Source organism: Burkholderia sp. LMG 13014, from assembly GCF_905232215.1.
In the GTDB taxonomy this organism is placed as follows: Bacteria; Pseudomonadota; Gammaproteobacteria; order Burkholderiales; family Burkholderiaceae; genus Burkholderia.
The window spans coordinates 36,961-55,046 of sequence record NZ_CAJNKE010000006.1 but is presented as its reverse complement, the minus strand read 5'-3'; the positions used below and the strand labels follow the sequence as shown (position 1 = coordinate 55,046).

Annotated in this window: 15 protein-coding genes; 7 read left to right on the top strand and 8 right to left on the bottom strand. The window is 67.3% G+C overall.

What is annotated here, in order from left to right:
* The 3 genes from JYJ84_RS02070 to JYJ84_RS02060 form a co-directional block, all read right to left on the bottom strand.
* A partial coding sequence (locus JYJ84_RS02070) for a methionine ABC transporter ATP-binding protein (protein ID WP_205189111.1) occupies positions 1 to 1,036 on the bottom strand: 1,036 nt, incomplete at its 3' end.
* A gap of 18 nt (positions 1,037 to 1,054) precedes the next feature.
* The gene (locus tag JYJ84_RS02065; protein WP_175222534.1) at positions 1,055 to 2,467 is read right to left on the bottom strand and encodes an LLM class flavin-dependent oxidoreductase; all 1,413 of its coding nucleotides are present in this window, start codon (positions 2,465 to 2,467) and stop codon (positions 1,055 to 1,057) included.
* An 11-nt stretch (positions 2,468 to 2,478) separates the two neighbouring features.
* On the bottom strand, positions 2,479 to 3,309 hold the full coding sequence (locus JYJ84_RS02060; protein WP_122948084.1) for a MetQ/NlpA family ABC transporter substrate-binding protein: 831 nt from the start codon (positions 3,307 to 3,309) through the stop codon (positions 2,479 to 2,481).
* Positions 3,310 to 3,741: 432 nt separating this feature from the next.
* On the opposite strand from JYJ84_RS02060, the gene JYJ84_RS02055 reads away from it, so the two are divergent.
* From JYJ84_RS02055 to JYJ84_RS02035, 5 genes are all read left to right on the top strand, one after another.
* The gene (locus JYJ84_RS02055; protein WP_175222533.1) at positions 3,742 to 5,106 is read left to right on the top strand and encodes a 2-hydroxycarboxylate transporter family protein; all 1,365 of its coding nucleotides are present in this window, start codon (positions 3,742 to 3,744) and stop codon (positions 5,104 to 5,106) included.
* Between the two features lie 103 nt (positions 5,107 to 5,209).
* The gene (locus JYJ84_RS02050) at positions 5,210 to 7,093 is read left to right on the top strand and encodes an ATP-binding protein (RefSeq protein WP_175222532.1); all 1,884 of its coding nucleotides are present in this window, start codon (positions 5,210 to 5,212) and stop codon (positions 7,091 to 7,093) included.
* On the top strand, positions 7,083 to 8,444 hold the full coding sequence (locus JYJ84_RS02045; RefSeq protein WP_175222531.1) for a sigma-54 dependent transcriptional regulator: 1,362 nt from the start codon (positions 7,083 to 7,085) through the stop codon (positions 8,442 to 8,444). The genes JYJ84_RS02050 and JYJ84_RS02045 overlap by 11 nt, the downstream gene beginning before the upstream one ends.
* 22 nt (positions 8,445 to 8,466) lie before the next feature.
* Complete coding sequence (locus tag JYJ84_RS02040) at positions 8,467 to 8,796, top strand: DUF3579 domain-containing protein (protein ID WP_122949625.1); 330 nt, start codon at positions 8,467 to 8,469, stop codon at positions 8,794 to 8,796.
* Between the two features lie 270 nt (positions 8,797 to 9,066).
* Positions 9,067 to 9,918: an alpha/beta fold hydrolase gene (locus tag JYJ84_RS02035; protein WP_122948089.1), complete on the top strand. Its 852-nt coding sequence runs from the start codon at positions 9,067 to 9,069 to the stop codon at positions 9,916 to 9,918.
* Positions 9,919 to 9,998: 80 nt separating this feature from the next.
* Here the strand turns inward: JYJ84_RS02035 and plcR are convergent, their stop codons facing one another.
* From plcR to JYJ84_RS02015, 4 genes are all read right to left on the bottom strand, one after another.
* Entirely contained in the window at positions 9,999 to 10,598 is a 600-nt protein-coding gene (gene plcR / locus JYJ84_RS02030; protein ID WP_174976936.1) for a phospholipase C accessory protein PlcR, read from the bottom strand.
* Positions 10,598 to 12,751, bottom strand: a complete 2,154-nt coding sequence (locus JYJ84_RS02025) for a phosphocholine-specific phospholipase C (RefSeq protein ID WP_175222530.1) — start codon at positions 12,749 to 12,751, stop codon at positions 10,598 to 10,600. The genes plcR and JYJ84_RS02025 overlap by 1 nt, the downstream gene beginning before the upstream one ends.
* 378 nt (positions 12,752 to 13,129) lie before the next feature.
* Positions 13,130 to 14,038: a hypothetical protein gene (locus JYJ84_RS02020; protein WP_205184060.1), complete on the bottom strand. Its 909-nt coding sequence runs from the start codon at positions 14,036 to 14,038 to the stop codon at positions 13,130 to 13,132.
* Between the two features lie 152 nt (positions 14,039 to 14,190).
* Complete coding sequence (locus JYJ84_RS02015; RefSeq protein ID WP_175222528.1) at positions 14,191 to 14,634, bottom strand: PACE efflux transporter; 444 nt, start codon at positions 14,632 to 14,634, stop codon at positions 14,191 to 14,193.
* A gap of 99 nt (positions 14,635 to 14,733) precedes the next feature.
* Between JYJ84_RS02015 and JYJ84_RS02010 the strand changes: the two genes are divergently transcribed.
* Positions 14,734 to 15,624 (top strand): LysR family transcriptional regulator, encoded by an 891-nt coding sequence (locus JYJ84_RS02010; RefSeq protein WP_175222527.1) that lies wholly within the window; start codon positions 14,734 to 14,736, stop codon positions 15,622 to 15,624.
* Positions 15,625 to 15,651: 27 nt separating this feature from the next.
* Here JYJ84_RS02010 and JYJ84_RS02005 read toward each other — a convergent pair whose 3' ends face one another.
* The gene (locus JYJ84_RS02005; RefSeq protein WP_175222526.1) at positions 15,652 to 16,623 is read right to left on the bottom strand and encodes a LysR family transcriptional regulator; all 972 of its coding nucleotides are present in this window, start codon (positions 16,621 to 16,623) and stop codon (positions 15,652 to 15,654) included.
* Between the two features lie 141 nt (positions 16,624 to 16,764).
* On the opposite strand from JYJ84_RS02005, the gene JYJ84_RS02000 reads away from it, so the two are divergent.
* Positions 16,765 to 18,069 (top strand): MFS transporter, encoded by a 1,305-nt coding sequence (locus JYJ84_RS02000; RefSeq protein ID WP_175222525.1) that lies wholly within the window; start codon positions 16,765 to 16,767, stop codon positions 18,067 to 18,069.
* Positions 18,070 to 18,086 lie beyond the last annotated feature (17 nt).

Genomic DNA, 18,086 nt, shown 5'->3' with positions numbered 1-18,086 from the left:
TGCGCTCGATCCCGCCGTGCAGGAAACGCACGGAACCGCCGAGCGCCGCCGCGAGCGCACCGACATCCGGCTCGCCACCGCTCTCGCCCGTGTAACGCACATCGAGCACGACCTGTGCGCCTTCCGGCAACGCGGCCTGCTCGGGCAACGGCTGCACGCGCGCGGCCAGTTCGGCCGGCAGGTCGTGCACGAGCGTGCTGAGCAGCGCGCGCGTCGCGCCATGTTGCGGATCGCCGAACACGCGCCACACGGGGCCCGTTTCGACGACTTCACCCTGTTCGATCACCGCGACCGTGTCGCACACCGCGCGGATCACTTCCATCTCGTGCGTGATCAGCACGATCGTCAGCCCGAGGCGGCGGTTGATGTCGGCGAGCAGCGCGAGGATCGACTGTGTCGTCTCCGGATCGAGCGCCGAGGTCGCCTCGTCGCACAGCAGCACCTCGGGATCGTGGACCAGCGCCCGCGCGATGCCGACGCGTTGCTTCTGCCCGCCCGACAGGCTGGCCGGATACGCGTCGCGCTTCGTGGCAAGCCCGACGAGTTCGAGCAGCGCCTCGACCTTGCGCACGCGCTCGGCCTTTGGCACGCCGGCGATCTTCAGCGGCAATGCGACGTTCTCGAACACCGTCTTTGCGGACAGCAGGTTGAAATGCTGGAACACCATGCCGGTGCGACGCCGCAGCGCGACGAGACCGTCCTCGTCGAGCGCGCCGACGTCGACGCCCTGCACGCGCACGCGGCCCGAGCTCGGCCGTTCGAGCCCGTTCACGAGCCGCAGCAACGTCGATTTCCCCGCGCCGCTGCGGCCGATGATCCCGAACACCTCGCCACGCCGCACGTCGAGCGTCACGTCGCGCAGCGCGGCAGCCTGACCGCGCGGCGTCGCGAACACCTTGCCGACGTGTTCCAGCGACACGGCGGCGCCGCTGGCCGAGTCGGCCAACGTGGCCGCTTCGTCATGCGTCGTGGCAGCGGCGCCGGCACGCGCGGCCGACGCGTCGATGAAACCCAGCGTATCGAACAATTGCGTCATCGCTTCGCTCCGTCACGTTCACGCATGCGCGGGATGCGCGGATTCGGCCGCGGCGGCCGGCCGGTGCTGCGCGCCCGTATGCCACGCGGGCAGCCGCGGGCCCGCGCCGAACAGCTTCTCGCGCAGCGTGGGCGCGGGATCGTAGTCTTCCTTGTAGACGCCACGGTTCTGCAGCTCGGGCACGACCCAGTCGACGAAATCCTCGAACGACTCGGGCATCACGGTGCGCGTCAGGTTGAAGCCGTCGATGCCGGTCTCGTCGATCCATGACTGCAGCTCGTCCGCGACCTGCGACGGCGAGCCGACGATCGGCGCGTAGCGGCCGCCGAGCGACATCTGTTCGAGCATCCGCCGCACGGTCCACGTGCCGGTCGTGCTCTTGCGCGAGATCGCGTCGACGGCCGACTGGATCGAATCGGTCTTCACATACGAGATCGGCTCGTCGAGGCCGTACTTCGCGAAGTCGATCCCGGTCGAACTCGCGAAATGCGCGAGTCCGGCTTCGGGGCTCGCGTAGCGGCGGTATTCGTCGAACTTCTCGCGGGCGAGCCGCTCGGTCTCGGCCGTGACGACGCTCACGCCGGCGAAGATTTTGATCGACGCCGGGTCGCGCCCCTGCCGTGCAGCGGCCGCGCGAATGTCGAGCGCCGCCGCGCGCGCGGCGGCCTTGCTTTGCCCGTTCACGAACACGCATTCCGCGTGACGCCCCGCGAATTCGACGCCGCGCGCGGACGCACCGGCCTGGTACAGCACCGGCGTGCGCTGCAGCGACGGTTCGCTCAGATGAATCGCGTCGATCGAATAGAACGGCCCGTCATGCTTCACGCGCCGCACCTTGCCCGGCTGCGCGAACACGCGGGCCTGCGCGTCGCGGATCACCGCGTCGTCGTCCCAGCTCTGTTCCCACAGCTTGTAGACGACGTCCATGTAGTCGTCCGCGCGCTCGTAGCGGTCGTCGTGGCCGATCTGCTGCGCGAGGCCCATGCCGCGCGCGGCGCTGTCGAGATAGCCGGTGACGATGTTCCAGCCCACGCGCCCTTTCGTCAGGTGATCGAGCGTCGACATGCGGCGCGCGAACAGGTAAGGCGGTTCGTAGGTCAGGTTCGCGGTCACGCCAAAGCCGAGATGCCGCGTGACCTGCGCCATCGCGGGCACCAGCAGCAGCGGATCGTTGACGGGCACCTGCACCGATTCGCGCAGCGCGGCATCGGGGCCGCCGCCGAACACGTCGTACACGCCGACGATGTCCGCGAGGAAGATCCCGTCGAACTTGCCGCGTTCGAGCGTCTTCGCGAGGTCGGCCCAGTAGTCGAGATCGGTGTAGTGCGCGGAGCGGTCGCGCGGATGGGTCCACAGACCGTGGTTGATGTGCCCGACGCAATTCATGTTGAACGCGTTGAGCAGGATCTTCTTGCGGTTCGCCGTCGTCATGGTCGCCTCCGTCACCACGCGATCGCGTACAGCGAGCCGAACGCGTTGTCGAGCGCCTTGCGCACGGCCGGCGAATGCTGGTAGATCGCGATGAACTTGCGGATGCGCGGGTCGTTCACGCTGTCCGGCCGCACGACCCACTGGATCGCGAAGATCTTGTTCTCGGTGCCGTCGAACAGCAGCGCGCTGTTCGGGTCGGTCGTGCCGGCGAGCTTGATGAAGCTCGGGTAGCCCTGCGCGAGATCGACGTCGTCGAGCGAACGCGCGAGCTGCGACGCTTCGAGCGGAATGATCTTCAGGTGCTTCGGGTTCGCGACGATGTCGTGCGTCGTCGCACGGTAGTCGGCGCCCGGCTTCAGCGTGATGAGCCCCGCGCGCTGCAGCAGCAACAGCCCGCGCCCGCCGTTCACCGGATCGTTCGCGATCGCGACTTTCGCGCCGTCCTTCAGCTCGCTGAAGTTTTTCACCTTCTTCGAATAGAGGCCGATCTTCATGATCGTGCCGGGCGCGATCGACACGAAGTTGTAGCCGCCCTGCTTGTTCGCGTTCTCGAGGAACGGGATGTGCTGGAAGTAGTTGACGTCGATGTCCTTGTTCGCGAGCGCCGCGTTCGGCGTATTCCAGTCGGTGAATTCGACGATCTTCACGTCGAGCCCCTGCGCCTTCGCCTCCTTCGCGGCGACCTTCAGCGCTTCGATCTGCGGGCTGGTCGAGATGCCGACCTTCAGCGGCGCGGTGTCGGCCTGCGCGCCGTTGAGCAGCGCGACGCCAAGCACGGCGGCGGCCAGCAGACGCGCGACGCGGCCGGCGGAAATGCGGGCGGAAAAAACGGCATGCAGCATGGAAACCACTCTCCTGTCCAAAGACGGTATCGACGGATGAGCGACGCCGCGGCGAACGCAGGGCGTTCTCCGGACGGGGGGCATCGCATCGGAAAAGGATCAGTCGATGATAGAGAGCGGCGCGGGGACGGTCTACGAAGCGATTGTGCGAAGAAAATCGCGCGCGGCGATATGGCGGCCGGTCACGCCGGATCGGGGGACAGACCGGGCGCGCGGCCGGCCGCCAGGCCGAAATCTCGGCCTGGGCGCCGGGCGAATTCCGAAATCTCGGCCAGCAGAGCGGGCCGCCCTTTCCGCAGACGAAACAAACCCCTTATAAATCAATGCATTAAAAATATTCCGGCAGGCCGGATTTCTGGCACGGGGGTTGCGTAATAGACGGCACACGATGCCGCGAAGCCATGCAGGCATTCCAACATCAGGAGACACGTCTTGCAGACCTCTATCCATACCCCGTCCCATCCGGAGCCGGTTTCCGACGCTGTCGCCGCCCCGCGCGAGCGCTTCTGGCCGGAAGGCTGGTGGAAACTGATGGAAATCCGCATCGGCATCATTCCGCTGCCCGTCTATTTCATCCTGCTCGCGCTGATCGTCGGCTTCTCGGTGACCGGCAAGGTGCCCGGCGAAATTTCGATGGCGATCGCCGTGCTCGCGTTCTTCGGCTTCACCTGCGCGGAACTCGGCAAGCGCCTGCCGCTGCTGCGCAACATCGGCGCGGCCGCGATCTTCGCGACCTTCGTGCCGTCCGCGCTCACCTACTACCACCTGCTGCCGAAGCCGGTGCTGAACCTGACGGTCGAATTCACCAAATCGACCAACTTCCTGTACCTGTTCATCGCGTCGATCATCGTCGGCAGCATCCTGAGCATGGATCGCCGCGTGCTGATCCAGGGCTTCGTGAAGATCTTCATCCCGCTCGCGGCCGGCTCGGTCGCGGCCGCAATCGTCGGCACGGCGGTCGGCACCGCACTCGGCCTCGGCGCGCGCCACACGCTGCTGTACATCGTCGTGCCGATCATGGCGGGCGGCGTCGGTGAAGGCGCGATTCCGCTGTCGATCGGCTATTCGGAACTGATGCACCTGCCGCAAGGCGAGATGTTCGCGATGGTGCTGCCGCCGGTGATGCTCGGCAGCCTGACCGCGATCATCCTGTCGGGCGCGCTCGACATGCTCGGCAAGCGCCTGCCGCACCTGACCGGCAACGGCCGCCTGCAGGTCGGCGAATCGGGCGACATGACGCCCGAGAACGAGGAAATCCGCGGCCACGTCGACGTCACGCACATCGCAGGCGCCGGTATCACGGCGATCACGCTGTACCTCGTCGGCCTGATGGCGTTCAAGCTGTTCGGCCTGCCCGCACCGGTCGCGATGCTGTTCCTCGCGGTGCTCGTGAAGCTCGCGCGCGCGGTGTCGCCGCCGCTGCAGGAAGGCGCGTTCGTCGTCTACAAGTTCTTCTCGACCGCCGTCACGTATCCGCTGCTGTTCGCGATCGGCGTCGCGATGACGCCGTGGGACAAGCTGACCGCCGCGTTCACGATCGTCAACGTCATCACGATCGTGTCGACCGTCGCGACGCTGATGGGCACCGGTTTCGTGGTCGGCCGCCTGATGAAGATGTACCCTATCGACACCGCAATCGTGAACGCCTGCCACAGCGGGCAAGGCGGCACCGGCGACGTCGCGATCCTGACCGCCGCGAACCGGATGCAGCTGATGCCGTTCGCGCAGATCGCGACGCGTATCGGCGGCGCGATCGTCGTCACGGTCACGCTGATCCTGATCGCCCACTTCGGATGACGCGCTGCCGCGCGCACCGTCGCGCAGGCCGCTTCGCACGCGCCGCCGCCGGCCCAGCCGGCGCGCGGCGCGCGTCGTTCAGGGCGACCGGTTGCGGGCTTCGATGAGGGCGAACGTGCAGAAGAGCTTCAAGGGAATCCCGTGGTGGGGCTGGGCCTCGGCCGGCGTGCTGTATGTGTGCGTCGCGGCCGCGGCCGTCGATTTCGCGTGGGAACGCGCGATCGACGCGCTCGAGGAAACCGGCGCGCACCGGCTCGACCTGTATGCGTCGAGCCTGAAGAGCGAACTCGGCCGCTTCGAGATCCTGCCCGGCCTCGTCGCGCGGCAGGACGGCGTGCGCGCGATGCTGAAAGCCGCGCCGCAGGACGCCCCCAGGCTCGTGCACACGGTCGATACGTACCTCGAAGCGGTGAACCGCGACGCGGGCAGCGGCGCGGTCGACGTGATCGACCTGCAGGGCGACGTGATCGCCGCCAGCAACTGGAACGAGACGCTCAGCTTCGTCGGCACCAACGTGTCGTACCGGCCGTATTTCAAGGACGCGCTCGCGCGCGGCAGCGGCCGCTTCTTCGGCATCGGCACCAACACCGGCGTGCCGGGCGTCTACTTCGCCAGCGCGGTGCGCGACGACGGCGTGCCGATCGGCGTGGCCGCCGTGAAGATCAGCGTCGATTCGCTCGAATCGGCGTGGCGCGCGCCGGGCGTCGCCGCGATGGTCGTCGACAGCAACGGCGTGGTCGTGATCTCGACCGAACCCGCGTGGAAATTCACCGCGCTGCGCCCGATCACCGCGCAGCAGCAGCGCGACATCCAGGCGTCGCGGCAATACGCGGGCCGCACGGTCGACGCGCTGCCGTACCGCCGCATCGGCGACCGCAGCGCGGCCGCGTGGTTCGGCACCTTCCCCGATCCGCGCCACAGCGGCCGCACCACGCGTTATCTCGTGATGTCGCGCCCCGCGCCGCAGGCCGGCGATTCGCTGATGGTGCTGCTCGACATCGCGGGCGCGCGGCGCCAGCAGCAGACGGCCTTCGTGTTCGTCACCGGCGCGTTCCTGATCGCCGCGCTGCTCGCCGGCTACGCGATCCAGCGCCGCCGGGCGATCGTCGCGCGGCTGAACGCGCAGGACGCGCTGCGCCGGGCGAACGACCAGCTCGAGCTGACCGTCGCGCAGCGCACGGCCGCGCTGACGGCTGCGAACGAGCGGATGCAGCGCGAGATCGTCGAGCGCGAGCGCACCGAGCAGCGGCTGCGCGCGTCCCAGCAGGAAGTCGTGCACGCCGGCAAGCTCGCGGTGCTCGGGCAGATGGCCGCCGGCCTCACGCACGAGCTGAACCAGCCGCTCGTCGCAATCCGCACGCTGTGCGACAACGCGCGCACGTTCTTCGAGCGCGGCCAGCCGGCGCCGGCGCTCGCCAATCTCGAACGGATCGGCAAGCTCGTCGACAGCATGGCCGTGCTCACCGGCGAGTTGAAGACCTTCGCGCGCAAGCCCGACGTCGAGCGCGTCGCGGTCTCGCTGAACGAGGCCGTCGCGCATGCGCGGCTGATCTACGATGCGCGGATCCGCGACGAAGGCGTGCAGCTCGACGTGAACATCGCGCCCGGCACCGCCGTATCGGCCGAATCGAGCCAGCTGCAGCAGGTAATCGTGAACCTGCTCGGCAACGCGCTCGACGCGGTGCATGACGCACCCGTGCGCAGCATCGTCGTCGAAGCCACCGGCCCGGACGAAGCCGGCCGCGTGCGCTTCACCGTCGCCGACAGCGGCGCGGGCATCGCGCCCGAGGTGCTGCCGCACCTGTTCGAGCCGTTCGTCACGACCAAGCCGCGCGGCCAGGGCCTCGGGCTCGGCCTCGCGATCACGTCGCGCATCGTCGAGGCGTTCGGCGCGAAGATCGCCGCGACGAACCGCGACGAAGGCGGCGCGCAGTTCAGTATCGAATTCGCGGCGGCCACGCTGCAAAGGACAGAGCATGGAAGATGAGATTCGGGTGCTGGTCGTCGAGGACGATGAAAACGTCCGGATCGGCGTCGAGCAGGCAGTTGAGCTTGCCGGCTTCGCGGTCGATGCGTTCGCGTCGGCCGCCGACGCGCTGCATCACGTCGCCCCCGGCGCGCCGGTCGTGATCGTGTCGGACGTGCGAATGCCGGGCATCGACGGGCTGCAGTTGCTCGATCGCGTGATGGCGATCGATGCGCAGATTCCGGTCGTGCTGATCAGCGGCCATGCCGATATCTCGACGGCCGTCGGCGCGATGCAGGTCGGCGCGTACGACTTCATCGAGAAGCCGTTTTCGTCGGACGTGATCGCGGGGCGCGTCGCGCGCGCGGTCGAGAAGCGTCGCCTGACGCTCGAGGTGCAGGGGCTGCGCGCGGCGCTGAACAACTGGCAGGGCATCGAGGCGTTCGTGCTCGGCAAGTCGCCCGCGATGGCCGACGTGCGCAAGAAGATCCTGCGCCTCGCCGATACGTCGGTGTCGGTGCTGATCACCGGCGAAACGGGCACCGGCAAGGAACTGATCGCACGCAGCCTGCACGACTTCGGCGGCCGGCGCGACGCGCATTTCGTCGCGCTGAACTGCGGCGGCCTGCCCGAGCAGGTCTTCGAGAGCGAGCTGTTCGGTCATGAAGCCGGCGCGTTCACCGGCGCGATCAAGAAGCGCATCGGCAAGATCGAATGGGCGGACGGCGGCACGCTGTTCCTCGACGAGATCGAGACGATGCCGATTCCGCTGCAGATCAAGATGCTGCGCGTACTGCAGGAGCGCGTGGTCGAGCGGCTCGGTGCGAACGAGCTGATCCCGGTCGACTGCCGCGTGGTCGCCGCATCGAAGGCCGATCTCGCCGAGCTTGCAACCGACGGGCGCTTTCGCACGGACTTGCTGTATCGCCTCAACGTCGCGCAGATCGAACTGCCGCCGCTGCGCGAGCGGCGCGAGGACGTGCCGCTGCTGTTCGAGCATTTCGTGCTCGCGGCCGCTCGGCGCTTCGGGCAACCGGCGCCGGTCGTCACCGCTGCGCAGGTATCCGAACTGATGACGCACGCGTGGCCCGGCAACGTGCGAGAGCTGCAGAACGTGGCCGACCGCTTCGTGCTCGGGCTGACCGGCGACAGCCTGCTGTCGTCCGGCGGCACGCCGGCCGCGGGCGGCACGCTCGCGGAACAGCTCGCGTATTTCGAACGGATGCTGATCGAGGACATGCTGCAGCGTCACAACGGCAATGTCGCGGAGGCGAGCGAAGCGCTCGGGATGCCGAAGAAGACGCTTTATCACAAGCTGCGCAACCTGCGGATTCCCGCGCGCGGCGACGCGGCGGCCGATGGCGGCGAATGACGCGAACAAGGACACGCACAGCATGGATCGCATCGAAGTCACCGAACAGGGCCGCATCACCGGCCACCTGATCCGCGGCGTCACGCACGCGCAAAAAACCTTCCGCCCGAGCGACTGGCCCGAGCGCCTCGCGGGCGTCATCACGCTGTTCGTCGGCGAACGGCGGCCCGGCTATCCGTGCGCGCTGTCGCGGCTCGCGATGCCCGTCGTCGACGGCAACGTCAAATGCCTGTTCGTGTCGGACGAATTGCGCACCGTGTGCGCGGACGCATTCGATTTCGCAATGCAGTTCGCGGCCGACAACGACCTCCCCGTCGTGCTTCAGACCGCGCCCGCGCTGGCGGTGCGCTGAACTGCGGGCCGCTTTCGCGGCTCGCGACCTTCCCGTTTTCCCAAGGTGCGATGCGCAGGTGCGCAGGCTGCCACACGCCCCTTTTCCGGCCAGTCCGGCACCACGGTCAATCGTTAGACGATTGAAAGCATCGACACCCATCCCCCTCCGACAAGGGTTTGCGGCCGAGCCATCAAAAAAAATGATCGTGACGATGAAAATTATGCGTTTTCCTTGCAGGTCGCCGTGATGCATAGTTGCGTCGTGTTGACGCACCTTTGAGTCTTTCAGATGAACATGCGAATCGAGCCGTCCGTGCTCGCGAACCCCGACCTGCAATTTGCGACGCTTTCGTCAGGCATCAGCCTGCCGTATGTCGAGCGGGGCAGCGGCGCGCCGATGGTGTTCGTGCACGGCTCGCTGTGCGACTACCGCTACTGGGATCCGCAGCTCGCCGCGCTGTCGGCCCACTACCGCTGCATCGCGCCGAGCCTCAGCCATTACTGGCCGGCCGTCGAAGCGGGCATCCAGGACGAGTTCAGCTGGCAGAACCACGTCAACGAGCTCGCCGAATTCATCGACGCGCTCGATCTCGGCCCCGTGCATCTGGTCGGCCACTCGCGCGGCGGCAGCGTCGCGTTCAACGTCGCACGCCAGCATCCGCACCTCGTCGAGTCGCTGACGCTCGCCGATCCGGGCGGCCCGCTGCAACAGCCGGGCGTGCGCGAAGCCGCGCTGCCGGCCGCCGCGATCGCGCTGCGCACGAACGCCGTGAACCTGATCGGGCAAGGCGACGTCGAATCGGGCCTCGAGATGTTCGTTGATTCCGTGAGCCTGCCGGGTGCATGGAAGAAGAGCACGTCGCGTTTCCGCACGATGGCGATCGACAACGCGAGCACGCTGCCGAAGCAGTTGCGCGACCCGCTGCCCGCGTACTCGCAGCACACGGCCGGCGACATCGCATGCCGCACGCTGCTGATCGACGGCCAGCGCAGCCCGAAGATGTTCCGCAACAACGTCGATACCCTTTCGCAGTGGATCGGCAATGCGCAACGGCAGACCGTCGCCGGCGCGTCGCACGGGATGAACGCGGCAAGCCCCGCCGTGTTCAACCGCTACGTGCACGAGTTCGTCGCCGCGTAAGTGCTCCCGGGCGGCTTCTGCGCCGCCCGTTCTCCTCGCTGTTCAACGACGATGCCCATACGCGCCGCATCGCCGCTTCATCAACCGCCGTGCGTCACCGGCGCGTCCGTCCCGTAGATCTGCCTGCGCAACTCCGCCAGCCGCGTATCGAGCGCCACGCGCTGCTGCTCGCGGTCCGGCACCGTGCGCGTCACCTCGTCGATGATCTTGCGGCTCTGCGCGACATAGTCCGCATCCTGCCGCTCGCGCGCGGGCGAGGCCGGCCGCTCGCCCATCGCGAGATCGCGCAGGTGGTCGCGCAGTGCATCGCTCGCGGCCTGGCGCGCGCCGGCATCCGGTTCTGCATCCTGCAACAGCAGATCCGCGAGGCCCGACGCCTCGCGCGGATCGAGCTTGCCCGCATCGGCATCGGCACGCAGTTGCGCGAGCAACGAACGGGCACGCGCCTGACGGTCGGCCGCGTTCAGCGCGTCGCGTTCGTGCGCGTAGCCGTCGAGCTGCGCGCGGAAATTGACGGGCGATGCGGACGCTTGATTGGTCATGGCGGAGTCCTGGCTGACAACGGTGGAAGAAGCGGCTTGCGGCGCGCCACCCGGGCGGCCGCTCCACAACACGACGGCCGACGCGACGGCGCCTGCCGCCAGCGCGACCGTGCCCCATACGATGACGGTTCGGTTCATCATGCGGCCCCTGTCACACGCGCGAAGAGCGGATCGGTCACGCTCGCCGCACCGGTTTCGACATGGCCGGCCAGCGTGCGCAGATAACCGGCATCCGCATCGATCGTCACGCTGAAGTCGTACCAGCCGCCACTTGCCGACAGGTTCAGCACCGTGTCGACGGCAGCGCCTGCCGCGACCGTGCCCGAACGCGACGCGGCGCCGTAGCCGTTATCGGTGAGCGTCGCGACCAGCGGCGTGCGGCCCGCGTTGCGCATCCGCAGGACGAGATTGCCGTCGGCGCGATACGCGACCGTCACGTCGAACAGCGGCGCGCTCGACGTCGCACCGCCCTTGAAGCGGCGGAAGAAGCCGTTCGGACCGTACGCCGCGAGATCGTAGCGCCCCTGCGTGTCGCGTACCGGCCACCACTGGTCGCTCAGCACGCGGCCGCTCTGGATCGTGTAGAAGCGCGGGCCGTTCTGCGCGATCGCGTCGTGCACATGGAACACCGCGGCCGACGTGCCGGCCGCGTTGCCCGGCACGGCCTTGCCGTTGTTCGCGAAGCTCACGTTCAGCACGCCGGCACGCGTATCGAGCGCCGCTTCGACGAACAGCTCGTATGGCACCGCGCGCAGCTTGCGCTGCCCCGGCTCCTGCACCGGCAACGGCGCGTTCTCGGCCGGGTAGCTCGACGGATAGCTCGGCTTCGCGAGGTAGTACTGCACCCAGTACGCGTTGTCGAGCTGCGCCTTCGTCGCGGTCAGGTTGAGCAGCGCGGGCGGCACCGTGCGGTCCGCGTCGCCCGCGAAATCGAATGCCGACGTGAGGTCGCCGCACACCGCGCGACGCCACGGCGTGATGTTCGATTCATAGACATCCGGATGATCGTCGCCGAAGCGCTTCTCGATGAAGCGGATCACCGACGTGTGATCGAAGACTTCGGAGCAGGTCCAGCCGCCCTTCGACCACGGCGAGATCGCGAGCAACGGCACGCGCGTGCCGAGCCCGATCGGCAGCCCGGAAGCCTGCTCGATCTCGCCTTCGACGCTGACCGTCGACAGCCCCTTGCCGGCCTTCCACGGCGGCACGGGTGCCGTCACGTGATCGAAACGGCCATCACCTTCGTCGTAGCAGATCAGGAATACCGTCTTCGCCCACACGTCGGGATTCGCCGTGAGCGCATCGAGAATGCGCGACACGAATTCCTCGCCGAACGACGGCCCCCACCACGGATGCTCGGACGACGAGAACGGCGGCACGATCCACGACACCTGCGGCAGCCGGTTCGCGAGCACGTCGTCGCGCAACGACGCGACACCGCGCGCAGTCAGCCCGCGCTGGTTGAGCGGCGAACTCGACGCTGCCGACTTGTACTGCGAAAACCACGCGAGCGCGTTGCAGTCGTAGTTGTTGGTGTTGTCGATCCAGTAGCGGCTCGACAGGAAATTCCATGCGACGTTGAACGAACCGACGCCGCCTTCCTGATAGACGCGCCAGTCGATGCCGGCCTGCTGCAAGCGTTCGGGGAAAGTCTTCCACGACACCGTGCCCGAGCGGTCGCCCATCCAGTTCGACATCGCGACCTGGCTGCCGTCCGCGTTCGGCGACGAGCGCCCCGTCATCAGGTAGAGCCGGTTCGGATTGGTCGGCCCCATCATCGACTGGTGGTACGCGTCGCAGATCGTGAACGCGCTCGCGAGCGGGTAGTAGTACGGCAGGTCGTTGCGCTTGAAATAGCCCATCGCGTCGGGCCACTGCACGGCCATCCACTGGTCGTTGCACCCTTCGTTCCACAGCTTGTGGAACGCATCCCACTCGTGGTTCTCGGGCATCATCCACTGCGCCCACGTCTTCGACGTGTCGAGATGCCAGGGCACGTAATCGCGGCCCTTGTAGTTCTGATACCAGACGCTTTTGCCGTCAGGACGCGCGACCACGCGCGGATCGTTGAAGCCGCGCACGCCCGGGAACGTGCCGAAGTAATGGTCGAATGCGCGGTTTTCCTGCATCAGCACGACGATGTGCTCGACGTCCCGGATCGTACCGGTCACGCGGGCCGGCTCGACGGCCAGTGCGCGGCGAATGCTGTCGGGCAGCGTCGCCGCAAGCGCGGCAGCGCCGGCCGCCTGCGCCGAGCGGGTCAGGAACGTACGGCGATCGATACGCGACATCGGCAATCCCTCCTCGTTTTTCTGGCTGGACGGGGATGGTCATGCAGGCGGCGTGCGCCGCGTGCGGGCGATGCGCGGCCTCGGGGCCGCAAAGCGGTTCCGAACCAGGCGCGCGGCGCGTCGACGGCCCCCTCCTGCCCGCCGCGCGCGTCATCGATCTGTCGGATTCTAGAAAGGGAAATCGGACAATTTTGTTAAGATCCGACAAATATCCAGACGATTACGACATTAGAAGTCCTCTACAATTTTTCAGCGATGCAATCCGGCGGCAACGTGGCGCTTCATGTGTCGGGTATGGGGGAATCGGCGGATACGTGGGGGCCGGCGCATTCGCCATGCGTCGGCCAGGCGATCCGAGGCAGCGCGGCGGTCTGGCCGTTATCGGCAGGTCACGCGGACGGACGGCCCGCCCTGCGCAACGACCAGGTCGCGGCCGTTGCCGTCGCTACCGACACCCGTTTCGGTGTATGAGTAGACGGGCTGGTACGTGCCGCCGTCGTAGCGGTAATAGGTCGCCTGATGCTCACCCATGCTGATCCGGGCCAGCGTCTTGAGGTCGGGCCACCCGTTGCAGGTGGTGTCGAGCACGCCGACCGGGCCGTCTTCGACGCCCAGCAGCGGTTCGAATCCGCGCTTGCGCGCACGGTACAGCCATTGATTCGCGTTGACCTGGTTCCCGCTCATCTCGCAACTCACGAACAGCACCTTGCCGTGCGGGCCCTCGCAGGTTTGCGCGATCACCGCTTCGTCGCCGCATTCGCGGGCCAGTGCTATGCGTACACGTGTGCCGAGCGGTGCCAGCGCGCGATCGGCACGCGCATCGACCGGAGCGTTCGTGCACAGGCCGTTGCCGCGCGGCCACACGGGATGCGCATGCAGGTACAGCGGCGACAGCGCACCGATCACCGCATCCAGTTCGCGATCGAGACATCGTGTGTCCTTGCAGCGCCCGATTGCCCGGTTCTGCGCATCGATCTTCTCGTCGATATTCCACGGGTCGTCCACCGCGGCAAGCGTCGCGTACTGGAGAAATCGCGCGGTAAACACCTTCTCCGCCAACGCAGCGTTGTCGCAGGTGCCGGGCGGCAGCGCGGCACGCGCGGCGGCGGCCGCCTTCAACAGATCGTCATCCGGGTCGTCGCTCAGCTTGCGCACGTCGACGCACGGCTTGAGCAGCAATTGCGTCGACGCGTAACCGTTATCGGCCTGTTCGCTGCGCGGCAGCACCCTCGGCCCTTCCGCTTGCGCGGACGATGCGAGGATGAATGCGCCGGCAAGCCACGCCACGCAGGATATCGACGTCTTTCGAATGCTCATCGGTTTGAACGGCCCGCTCGGGCGCATGAATCGCGACGGAATACCGTCGGGCATGCGGCCCGCACGCCCGAACGATGCTTTGCGCGATTGTAGCGGCTGCCTGCATCGCGCCGCGCCGTCGCTTACCAGACCGCCGGCTCAGCCTTGCGCGTGACCGCATCCGGCAGCCCGAACACGCTGTCGAACGCCCAGTTGTACACGAACGTGAAGATCGGGAAGAACACGATCAGCACCGCGTCGTACAGGAACGCATGCAGCAGCGACACGTCGAGCCACCATGCGATCAGCGGGATCAGGAACGTCACGAGCGCGACCTGGAAGCCGATCGCATGCAGCACGCGGCGCCCGACCGTGCGCGTCGTCGCGGCACGCCGCCGCTCCCACGCCTCGAACACGAGGTTGTACAGGAAGTTGACGGTGACGCCCGTCGTCGAGATCATCACCCCCATCACGCCGCTCGTCGCCGCGCTCGCGCCGCTCAGCATGCCGAGCACCGACGATGCGATCAGGATGCCGAGCACCTCGAACATCACGACGTAGACTATGCGTCTCTTCAACCCTTGCATGACCATCCCCCTTCTATCGAACAAGGTGGCGAGACTATCAGCGGGTAGCGTGCCCGCAAAAGTCAGGTCCTTTCAATTTTTCTGACAGGAGGCCCGCGCATGCTGACCAGCGACCACATCGACATGCTGCTGACCGTCATCGACAAAGGCTCGTTTTCCGCGGCCGCGCGCGCGCTCGGCCGCACGCCGTCGGCGATCAGCATGGCGATCGCGAACCTCGAGGCCGAGCTCGGCCTCGTGCTGTTCGACCGCGGCACACGCGAACCGACGCCGACCGCCGCGATGGCCGCGCTGCTGCCCGACGCGCGATCGATCGCCGAGCAGTTGCAGGTGTTGCGTGCACACGCACAGCATCTGTCGGAAGGCGTCGAAGACACGCTGCGGCTCGGCGTCGCGGCCGAAATCGACCCGGCGCCCGTCGCCCGCGCGCTGATGGCGGTTGCCGCGAAGTATCCGGCGCTCGCCATCAGCGTCGTCACGGCGCCGCAGGACGCGATCGTCGATGCGCTGCATCGCACCACCATCGATCTCTGTGTGGCGTACTGCGGGCTCGACCTGCATCCGCAGGAGCAGATTCATGCGCTGTGGACCGAGACGCTCGTCGCCGTCGCCGCGCCGAGCCATCCGGCGATCGCCGAAGGCGCGCCACCCGAGGCGATCGAGCGGCTGTCGGGCTTTCGGCAGATCGTGATCGCCGATCCGGAGCGACCACTGACCGACATTCGGCCGTTGATCGGCAACCGCACGTGGAAAGTGACCGACATGGCGACCGCGATCGCACTCGTGAAAGCCGGACATGGCTGGGCGAACCTGCCCGAATCCGTGATCGCCCGATACGTCGCCGACGGCGAACTCGCGCCGCTCGTGTTCGCCAACATCCGCAACGGGCTGCCGCTGCCCGTGTACCTGCGGCGGCCGAAACACACGGGGCTCGGCAAGGCGGCGAGCGAACTGGTGCGCGCGCTGCGGGCGGGCCGCGACGCCACCTGATCGTTGCGCGCGACGGCCCGACTCGCGTTATCGCACGCGCCGGGCCGCCCGCTTCCGCGTCGCCGCCTTGTTCCGGCCGGCGCCATCCGCCGTCGCGAACATCTTCATGTCGTGCAGCAAGCAGTTCAGCAGCGTGTCGGCCGCCACGCCGAGTGGCCGCCCCACCTTCACCAGCAGGCGCGCCTTCGCGGAATCGAACAACGGATGCTCGATCGGCAGCGCGACGAGTTCGCCGCTCTCCAGTTCGCGATAGGCCGCGAACGCGCCGATCAGCGTGACCCCTTCATGGCGCTTGACGAAATGACGCAGCACCGCAAGCGAGTTGGTCGTCAGCGTCGGGCGGATCGGCAGGTTCTCCGTATAGGCGAGCATCTGCGCAACCTGGCCGAGGCCAAAGGCCGGCGGCATCAGCGCGAGCGGATACGCACCGAGCTCGTGCGCGCGCACCGCGCCGCCGCGTACCGCGAGCGGATGGCCCGCGTGGACGAGCGCCACCACCGGCTGCGACGACGTGGCGAGATTCTGGATCTCCGGATGCGCGGGCGGGTTGTACGCCAGCCCGATATGCGCGCGGCTCTCGGCCACCTCCTGCAGCACGTTGTTGACGGGCAGCACGTCGACGATCACGTCGAGCTTCGGATAACGCATGCAGAAATCGGTCAGCACCTCGTCCATCAGCACGTCGACGTAGCCTTCGCTGGTCACGATGCGCACCTGGCCGGACTGCAGCCGCCGCAGCGCCTGCAACCGCTCCTCGAACAGTTCCTGCTGCGAGCGGCAACCGCGCCAGTATTCGAGCAGATGCACGGCAGCCTCGGTCGGCCGCACGCCACGCGCCTGGCGCTCGAACAGCTCGACGCCGATTTCCTCCTCGAGCAGCCGGATCTGCCGCGTGATCACCGACGGCGCGGTGTTGATGCTGTCGGCCGCACCGCGGATCGAACCGTGGGTCAGGACTTCATGAAAGTAGCGCAAGCGGCGCTGGTTCAGTTCGCGCATGGGGAATCCGGTTCGTCGCAGTGTGTTGCCTGTTGAGCAACATTAACTCATGGAAGTTGCTCTTGCTCTGCTTTTTCGTCTCTCTGACGATGCAGCAACCGAGATCCATGTCGCAAGTCGCCCACGTCACCGGAGACATCTATGTCCGCCGTTTCCTCCTCCCGCCATCCGGCGGCCCTGGACAGTGCACCCGTGCAGGCCCTGTATCGCAAGCTGAACTGGCGCCTGCTGCCGCTCCTGCTGCTGTGTTACACGTTCGCCTATCTGGATCGGGTGAACATCGGCTTCGCGAAGCTGCACATGCAAAGCGCGCTCGGCTTCTCCGACGCAGCGTACGGCCTCGGTGCCGGCATCTTCTTTCTCGGCTACGTGCTGTTCGAGATTCCGAGCAACCTGCTGCTGCCCAGGATCGGTGCACGCAAGACCATCAGCCGGATCATGGTGCTCTGGGGACTGACGTCGGCCGGCATGATGTTCGTGCGCGATGAAACCTCGTTCTACGTGCTGCGCTTCCTGCTCGGCGTATTCGAGGCCGGCTTCGCGCCGGGGATGATCTTCTACCTGACGTACTGGTACGGCACGCGGCGCATGGCCGGCGTGATGGCGATCGTGATGCTCGCCGGCCCGATCGGCGGCATCGTCGGCTCACCGCTGTCGACCTGGCTGATGACCGCCCTCGACGGTGCACACGGCCTGGCCGGCTGGCAATGGATGTTCGTCGTCGAAGGCCTGCCGTGCGCGTTGCTCGGCCTGCTCGTCTTCAAGGTGCTGGCCGACCGGCCCGACGATGCCGCGTGGCTGACCGACCGCGAACGAAGCCTGCTCGCGTCCGAGCTGCACACGCCCGCGGCCGGCCACCACGCGTTCGGGCAGGCGGCGCGCGACCCGCGCGTCTACCTGCTGGCCTTCGCCTACTTCACGATGATCTGCGGGATCTACGCGGTCAGCTTCTGGCTGCCGTCGATCCTCAAGGCGAACGGCGTGACCGACACGATGCAGATCGGCTTCTACTCGATGATTCCGTATATCGCGGCCGCAGGCGCGATGCTCGTGATCGGCCGACGCTCGGATCGACGCGACGAACGCCGGCTGCACAGCGCGGTGTCGGCACTGGTCGCCGCGGCCGCGCTGGCTGCCGCGACCTTCTCCGACGGCAACCTCGCGATATCGCTCGTCTGCATGACGATCGCGACGGCGATGACGTGGGCGGCCTATACCGTGTTCTGGGCAATCCCGTCGCAATACCTGACAGGCAATGCGGCCGCTGGCGGCATCGCGCTCATCAACACGATCGGCCTGATCGGCGGCTTCCTCAGCCCGACCGTCATCGGCGAGATCCGCACCGCGACCGGCAGCATGCAGGCCGGGTTGCTGGTGATCGTCGCATTGATGGTCGCAGGCGCCGTGACGCTGATCATGAACCGCCTCCCCGTCGCGACGCGCTGATCCACGTCGCGTTGCCC